Raw genomic sequence first — 7,069 nt, 5'->3', positions numbered from 1 at the left:
TCGGTCCTTAAATTAAACAGTCTAACTTTTTGGGGGCAGATCAAATGCATCTTTTTACAAATTCCGACCGCTTTCCATTCTCTCAAACGCTAGCCTATCCCTTGCTATCCGGCTGATTTTTGATTGCAGCAAAAATCATCGCCAAGATCGGTCCAGAAATATTATGCCAAAAGCTAAATACGGCACTTGGTACGGCAATCAATGGATTGGCTTTAAAATGCAATGCGGCGAGCGCTGCGCCCAAGCCTGAATTTTGCATCCCAACCTCAATCGCAATCGCTTTACTATCGGCAATAGGTAATTTAAATACACGTCCGATTAAGTAACCAGTCAAATAGCCTAACCCGTTATGCACCGCCACTACTAAGAAAATCAATAGCCCTGATTCAATAATGCGATCTTTACTTACTGAAACAACAGCGGTCACAATCAATACAATCGCTAATACTGAAATTAACGGCATAGTTTGGCTAAACTGCTCAATTTTTTGCTTAAAGATAGAACGGATCATCACACCGATAAAAATTGGTAAAAGCACCATTTTTAATACCGAAACAAACATCGCACCAGCATCAATTTCTAGCCATTCGCTGGCAAAAATATAAAATACCGCTGGGGTAAGTAATGGCGCTAATAATGTCGAAACCGTGGTACAAGCAACAGACAATGCGGTATTACCTTTTGCTAAATACGTCATCACATTTGATGAAGTGCCACCAGGGCAAGAGCCGACCAAAATCACACCGATGGCTAAATCCGGTGGAAGTTGAAATGCTTTAGCTAAAGCAAATGCGATGCTAGGCATCACGACAAATTGGGCAATTACACCTAAAATCGCAGCCTTGGGATTTTTAGTGACTTCCGCGAAATCTTTAAAGGTAAGCGTTAAGCCCATGCCTAACATCACAATCCCTAATAAATAAGGAATCCAAGGGACAAACTGTTTAAACGTATCAGGAAATTGTGCTGCAATAAAAGCAAAAAACACGACCCAGACGGCAAAAGTTTTACTGACAAATTGTGTTATTTTCAAAAGTGCATTCATGTTGTGTCCTTAATTGTTATTGATTTAGATTAAAAGAGTAACAGGCTAACGTACTTTTTTACAAAAGTGAATAGACAAAAATCAGGTTTATTTGTATCCTTTGGGCGCTTTGGCTGTCATTGCCAAAGTTGCGAAAGACACAAACACGAAAGGAGAACATAATGAAATTAGTTAAATTAATTGCTATTACGGTAGCATCAATGTTTGCATTAACCGGCTGTCATCACCATGCACAAAAGCACGATGAAATGATTTTGCAAGAACAAGCAGCGTTAGGGATTAACTGGATGCAACAATCCGGTGAATATCAAGCATTAGCTCACCAAGCTTTCAATATGGCAAAAATTGCGTTTGATAATGCAAAAGTAACGAAAGGTAAGAAAAAAGCGGTTGTTGTTGACCTTGACGAAACCATGGTGGACAACAGCCCTTACGCAGGTTGGCAAGTAAAAAATCATAAATCATTTGACGGCGAAAGCTGGACACGCTGGGTAAATGCACGCCAAACTCAAGCGATTGCCGGTGCTGTTGAATTTAATAATTATGTAAACAGCCACAAAGGTACAATGTTCTACGTATCAAACCGTAAAGACAGCAGCGAAAAAGCAGCAACTATCGATGATATGAAAGAATTAGGTTTCACCGGTGTAAGCGAGCAAACATTATTCCTCAAAAAAGACAAATCAAACAAAACGCCTCGTTTCGAACAAATTGAAAAACAAGGTTATGAAATCGTGCTTTACCTAGGCGATAACTTAAATGACTTTGGTGATGCAACCTACAAAAAATCAAATGCGGAGCGTCGTGACTTTGTCAGCGCAAACAAAGAAAAATTTGGTAAACAATTTATCGTATTACCAAACCCGAACTACGGTGACTGGGAAGGTGGTCTAGATAAAAACTATTACAAAGGCGATGCGAAAAGCCGTTTAGACATCCGTCACAACGCCATTAAAGCCTGGGATGGTAAATAATTGATAAAAAGAGACCGCTTATCAAAGCTTCTGATAAGCGGTCTTTTATTGTGACTTATTTAAGTCATTATGCTCTTTCACGCATATGTTTAATGAAAAAATAGAGATTGGTGCAGGTCACAAAAAAGTTTAAACCTGCAACAGGTAAAGAACCTATCATTAATCCGTAAATGGTGAAGCAAGCACACCCTACCGCATTCACAAAACGCAACTTAATCACATCTTTTAATAAAAAAGATACGCCTACTAAAAACATCGCAAAGTAGCCGAATAACTCTACATAATCCATAAGAACCTCCTAAAATTAATTACTGTGTATTATTTTAATCAGTCTTATTTTGTTTGTGTTTAACTTTAAAAAAAGCAAAGGATTGCGTTCACATTTTTATGTTTTGATTGACGATAAAATCAGCAGCCACTACGTTCCAGTAACATAAAACGGCATTGATAAGGGTTTTGCTCATCAATTTCAGACCATGTTTCCGCTTTTAATTGCCAATTTTCTTCATCGAATTCAAAAAACGTATCGCCTTCAATCTCCGCCTGTATTTCGGTTAAATAGAGTTTGTTTGCAACAGGAATAGTTTGTTTAAAAAGCTCGCCGCCACCAATCACCATAATTTCTTCCACATTTGCAAAAGTTTTGGCTAATTCGACCGCTTGTTCAAAATTAGTCGCCGCATAAGCGCCTTCTACTGAAAAGCCGGAACGAGATAAAATAATATTAGGACGTTTAGGTAGTAAGCGACCGATAGATTCGTAAGTTTTGCGCCCCATAATCACTGGCTTGCCCACTGTATTTTGACGAAACCATGCCAAATCAACCGGTAAATGCCACGGCATTTGATTATCCTTACCAATCACGTGATTTTTTGTACGTGCTACAATTAAACTAATTTCCATCGTTTTTCCGCCCTTATGCCTTTTAGTTTGATTTAAGTTGAAATTAATAGTAATTTTAGCAAACAAAAGTGCTACTTTTCATATAATTCTTTTTTTGTTTACACAACCTACCAAAATACAGCTTATGAGCAAGACTATTGTTATCAAATTTGGGACAAGTACCCTCACCCATGGCGGTAAAAGTTTAAGCCGCCCTTATATGTTAGAGTTAGTTAAACAAATTGCTCAACTGCATCAGCATCATCGTGTGATTGTTGTGACATCCGGTGCTGCGGCGGCTGGACGTGATTATCTCGGTCATCCTGAACTTCCCAAAACGCTTGCTTATAAACAAATGTTAGCGGCGGTTGGACAAAGCCAACTGATTCGGACTTGGGAAAATTTATTCGATATTTATGGTATTCATATCGGGCAAATTTTATTAACACGTGCCGATATTGACGATCGTGAACGTTTCCTAAATGCTCGAGATACGCTAAATGCGCTGTTAGAACAAAAAATCATTCCGGTGATCAATGAAAATGACACGGTGGCAACCGAAGAATTTAAAGTGGGCGATAACGATAACTTATCTGCTTTAGTTGCGATCCTTGCACACGCCGACCAACTCTATTTATTAACCGACCAAGAGGGGCTTTTTAGCGCAGACCCTCGTAAAGATCCGAATGCGTCGCTTCTTTCTGTCGTTGAAAGGATTACGCCGGAAATTCGTCAAATTGCCGGCGGAAGTTCAACCGGACTCGGTACTGGTGGCATGAGCACAAAAATTACTGCGGCAGATATTGCTACTCGTTCAGGTGTAGAGACGATTATTGCTTCAGGCTCTCGTGAAAACGTGTTGGTTGATTTAGCCAATGATGTGGCGATCGGTAGCAAATTTTTAGTACAATCCGACTGCTTAGAAGGCAGAAAACAATGGTTATTCGCTGCCCCGCAGGTGGGGGCATTAACAGTTGATAAAGGTGCGGAAGCCGCATTATTGCAGCATAAATCACTCTTGCCTGTCGGTGTTTCAGATATAAAAGGTGTCTTTAGTCGTGGCGAAGTGGTTAAAATCTTTAATCAAGAAGGCAAAGCTCTTGCGCTCGGCTTAGCACGTTACAGTAGCGAAGCGTTAGAACGCATTAAAGGCAAGAAATCAGCAGAAATCGAATCATTGTTAGGCTATGAATTCGGCTCAGTTGCCGTACATATAGATGAAATGGTGATTTATTAACAAACAAGCGGTCAAATTTGCTAAAAATTTTGCAAATTTAACCGCTTGCATAAGGGAGAGAAAATGGAATTAGGACGAGATGTTTTTGCAATCTTATTTAGCGTAGCAATGATAGCCGGCTTTATTGACGCAATCGCCGGCGGTGGCGGATTACTGACGATTCCGGCATTATTAGCTGTCGGTGTCCCCCCTGCCATGGCATTAGGTACCAATAAGTTGCAAGCCTGCGGTGGGTCATTTTCCGCTTCTATCTATTTCGTGCGCAAAAAAGCAGTCGATGTCAAACAGATTTTCCTATTGATCTTATTGACTTTTATTGGTGCCGCTTGCGGTACAATCTTCGTGCAAACCATTGATGTGAACGCACTACAAGCGTTGTTACCGTTCTTGGTATTGATTATCGGTATTTATTTTTTATTTAGCCCAAGTATCGGTGACGAAGATCGAAAACAACGTATCAGCCTACCGTTATTTGCCTTTACGGCAGCTGCCGGTGTTGGTTTTTATGACGGAATGTTTGGGCCGGCAACCGGTTCGTTTTTCACTCTTGCATTTATTTTGTTACTTGGCTTTAATTTACCAAAAGCGGTGGCTCACGCCAAAGTGTTAAATTTTACCTCTAATTTTGCCTCATTGATTTTCTTTATTCTAGGCGGTGCCGTATTATGGAAAATCGGTCTTATCATGATGGTCGGGCAATTTATCGGCGGCACACTCGGGGCGAGAATGGTGGTGACCAAAGGCAAAAAATTAGTGCGTCCAATGTTAGTCACCATGTCATTTATAATGGTAGCAAAAATGCTCTATGATCAAGGCTTATTAAACTTTCTATGAATCAAGCAAAACGAATTGAAATTTTAACCCGTTTACGTAACGAAAACCCACACCCAACTACCGAACTTAATTACAGCAATCCGTTTGAATTACTGATTGCTGTCATTCTTTCTGCGCAAGCAACCGATAAAGGTGTGAATAAAGCCACTGATAAACTGTTTCCGGTGGCAAACACACCGCAAGCCATTTTGGATTTAGGTGTTGATGGGCTAAAAGAATATATTAAAACCATCGGGCTTTTTAATAGCAAAGCGGAAAACATTATTAAAACTTGCCGTGATTTAATCGAAAAACATCACGGTGAAGTACCGGAAAATCGTGAAGCGCTTGAAGCATTGGCGGGCGTTGGTCGAAAAACCGCAAATGTGGTACTGAATACCGCCTTCGGACACCCGGCCATTGCGGTGGATACGCATATTTTCCGTGTATCCAATCGTACCGGTTTTGCGCTGGGTAAAGACGTGATCAAAGTCGAAGAAAAATTACTCAAAGTCGTCCCTGCTGAATTCAAGGTAGATGTACATCACTGGTTGATTCTACACGGACGTTATACCTGTATTGCACGCAAACCTCGTTGCGGTTCTTGCATTATCGAAGATTTGTGCGAATACAAAGACAAAACGGAATAAGTTCCCCCTTCACATACAAGCGGTCGAATTTGTATTTTTTTGCAAATATTTATGTAAACTCGACCGCTGCTCCTATCTTTCTTAATCTATATTTCTTTTCTGCCTAACGGTGCTACAATGCCACCTTTTGCAACTCAACATCCCCTCCCGATAAGGACAAACAATGCCGAATCAGAATCGACTGACCGTGAAAGGTGAGCGTGTTGCGATTGTATCAGGACTCCGAACACCGTTTGCTCGTAAAGATACCGGTTTCAAAGATGCGTATGCAACCAGTCTTGGCACAATGGTAACCAATGAATTACTCAGCCGTACGGCGATTGAGCGAAAAGAAATCGAGCAATTAGTATTTGGTCAAGTGATCCAACAACCGGATATTCCAAATCCGGCACGTGAAATTGCGATTGCGCTCAATATGCCGCACTTACAATCTTACAGTATCAGTAGTTCTTGCTTATCAGGTTTACAAGCGATCGCCAATGTTGCTGGCAGTATTGTCAGTGGATCAATTTCTGCGGGTATTGCCGGTGGTGCCGATTCGATTTCTAATGCGCCGTTAAGCATTAGCCCTCGAGTTATTTATAACTTTAAATCGACTTTTGCCGCAGAAACGTTAGACGAAAAATATCGCCGTTTCCGTCAGTTCTCGTGGCGCGATTTCAAACCTCACAGCGTAAATTTAAAAGATTTCACCACCCAAATGTCCGTTGCGGAAGTTTCAGAGCAAATGGCGCAAGACTATAAAATCAGCCGAGAAGATCAGGACGGATATGCCCGTCTTTCCAACCAAAAAGCGGCAGATGCGTGGAAAATCGGTTTATTAAAAGAAGAAGTCATGCCTTCTTTTCCGCATCCTTATAAAGATTTTGTAGTCTCGGACACCTTAGTTTCCGCTGCAACCCGTTCTCGTCATTACCAACGTTTCTCACCTTTGGTAAATAAAGACTATGCCACCGTTACCGAAGCGAATATGCCACAACCGGTCGATGGCGCTGCGGCAGTTTTACTGATGAATGAAAGCAAAGCGAAAAATTTAGGGCTGACTCCACTTGGTTATATCCGCAGTTATGCCATTACTGGTAATGATATTTGGCAAGATATGTTCGCCGGTGCAACCATTGCCAGCGCTCAAGCGCTCGACCGTGCGGAACTGCAATTACAAGATATGAGCTTTATTGATATTCATGAATCTTCGGCAAGCCAAATGCTCGCCAATATTCAATTTTTTGAATCGAACGAATTTGCAAAAAAATACTTAAATCGAACCGCTTGTTTGGGCAAAATTGAGCTGGATAAGCTCAATCATTTAGGCGGTTCCATTGCGTTTGGTAACCCTCGTGCAGTAACCAGTTTACGCACAATTATTCAATCGCTTTACGCCTTAAAACGCCAAGGCGGCGGCTTAGCGTTAGTCGCTTCCTGTGGTTTAGGTGGCTTAGGTGCCGCAATGGTTTTAGAAAGTGAATAA

Annotated in this window: 8 protein-coding genes; 5 read left to right on the top strand and 3 right to left on the bottom strand. The window is 41.1% G+C overall.

Annotated features, from left to right (window positions below):
- Positions 1–94: 94 nt before the first annotated feature.
- The gene (locus tag HMPREF0027_RS04230) at positions 95–1,045 is read right to left on the bottom strand and encodes a bile acid:sodium symporter family protein (RefSeq protein ID WP_005622500.1); all 951 of its coding nucleotides are present in this window, start codon (positions 1,043–1,045) and stop codon (positions 95–97) included.
- A 161-nt stretch (positions 1,046–1,206) separates the two neighbouring features.
- On the opposite strand from HMPREF0027_RS04230, the gene HMPREF0027_RS04225 reads away from it, so the two are divergent.
- The gene (locus tag HMPREF0027_RS04225) at positions 1,207–2,019 is read left to right on the top strand and encodes a 5'-nucleotidase, lipoprotein e(P4) family (protein ID WP_005622499.1); all 813 of its coding nucleotides are present in this window, start codon (positions 1,207–1,209) and stop codon (positions 2,017–2,019) included.
- A gap of 67 nt (positions 2,020–2,086) precedes the next feature.
- Here the strand turns inward: HMPREF0027_RS04225 and HMPREF0027_RS04220 are convergent, their stop codons facing one another.
- Both HMPREF0027_RS04220 and folA read right to left on the bottom strand, forming a co-directional pair.
- Positions 2,087–2,308: a YgjV family protein gene (locus HMPREF0027_RS04220; RefSeq protein WP_005622497.1), complete on the bottom strand. Its 222-nt coding sequence runs from the start codon at positions 2,306–2,308 to the stop codon at positions 2,087–2,089.
- 119 nt (positions 2,309–2,427) lie between these two features.
- On the bottom strand, positions 2,428–2,922 hold the full coding sequence (folA, locus tag HMPREF0027_RS04215) for a type 3 dihydrofolate reductase (protein WP_005622496.1): 495 nt from the start codon (positions 2,920–2,922) through the stop codon (positions 2,428–2,430).
- Positions 2,923–3,046: 124 nt separating this feature from the next.
- Between folA and proB the strand changes: the two genes are divergently transcribed.
- The 4 genes from proB (at position 3,047) to HMPREF0027_RS04195 (ending at position 7,069) form a co-directional block, all read left to right on the top strand.
- Positions 3,047–4,138 carry a glutamate 5-kinase gene (proB, locus tag HMPREF0027_RS04210; RefSeq protein WP_044024276.1) on the top strand — a complete coding sequence of 364 codons (1,092 nt, stop codon included), beginning with the start codon at positions 3,047–3,049 and terminating at the stop codon, positions 4,136–4,138.
- A gap of 63 nt (positions 4,139–4,201) precedes the next feature.
- On the top strand, positions 4,202–4,972 hold the full coding sequence (locus tag HMPREF0027_RS04205; protein ID WP_005622494.1) for a TSUP family transporter: 771 nt from the start codon (positions 4,202–4,204) through the stop codon (positions 4,970–4,972).
- Positions 4,969–5,601, top strand: a complete 633-nt coding sequence (gene nth / locus HMPREF0027_RS04200; RefSeq protein ID WP_005622493.1) for an endonuclease III — start codon at positions 4,969–4,971, stop codon at positions 5,599–5,601. Before HMPREF0027_RS04205 ends, nth begins: the two co-directional genes overlap by 4 nt.
- A gap of 163 nt (positions 5,602–5,764) precedes the next feature.
- Complete coding sequence (locus tag HMPREF0027_RS04195) at positions 5,765–7,069, top strand: acetyl-CoA C-acyltransferase (RefSeq protein ID WP_005622492.1); 1,305 nt, start codon at positions 5,765–5,767, stop codon at positions 7,067–7,069.

Source organism: Actinobacillus ureae ATCC 25976, from assembly GCF_000188255.1.
Lineage (GTDB): Bacteria > Pseudomonadota > Gammaproteobacteria > Enterobacterales > Pasteurellaceae > Actinobacillus > Actinobacillus ureae.
The sequence above is the reverse complement of the archived record's forward strand: the minus strand, read 5'-3'. Positions and strand labels throughout refer to the sequence as shown.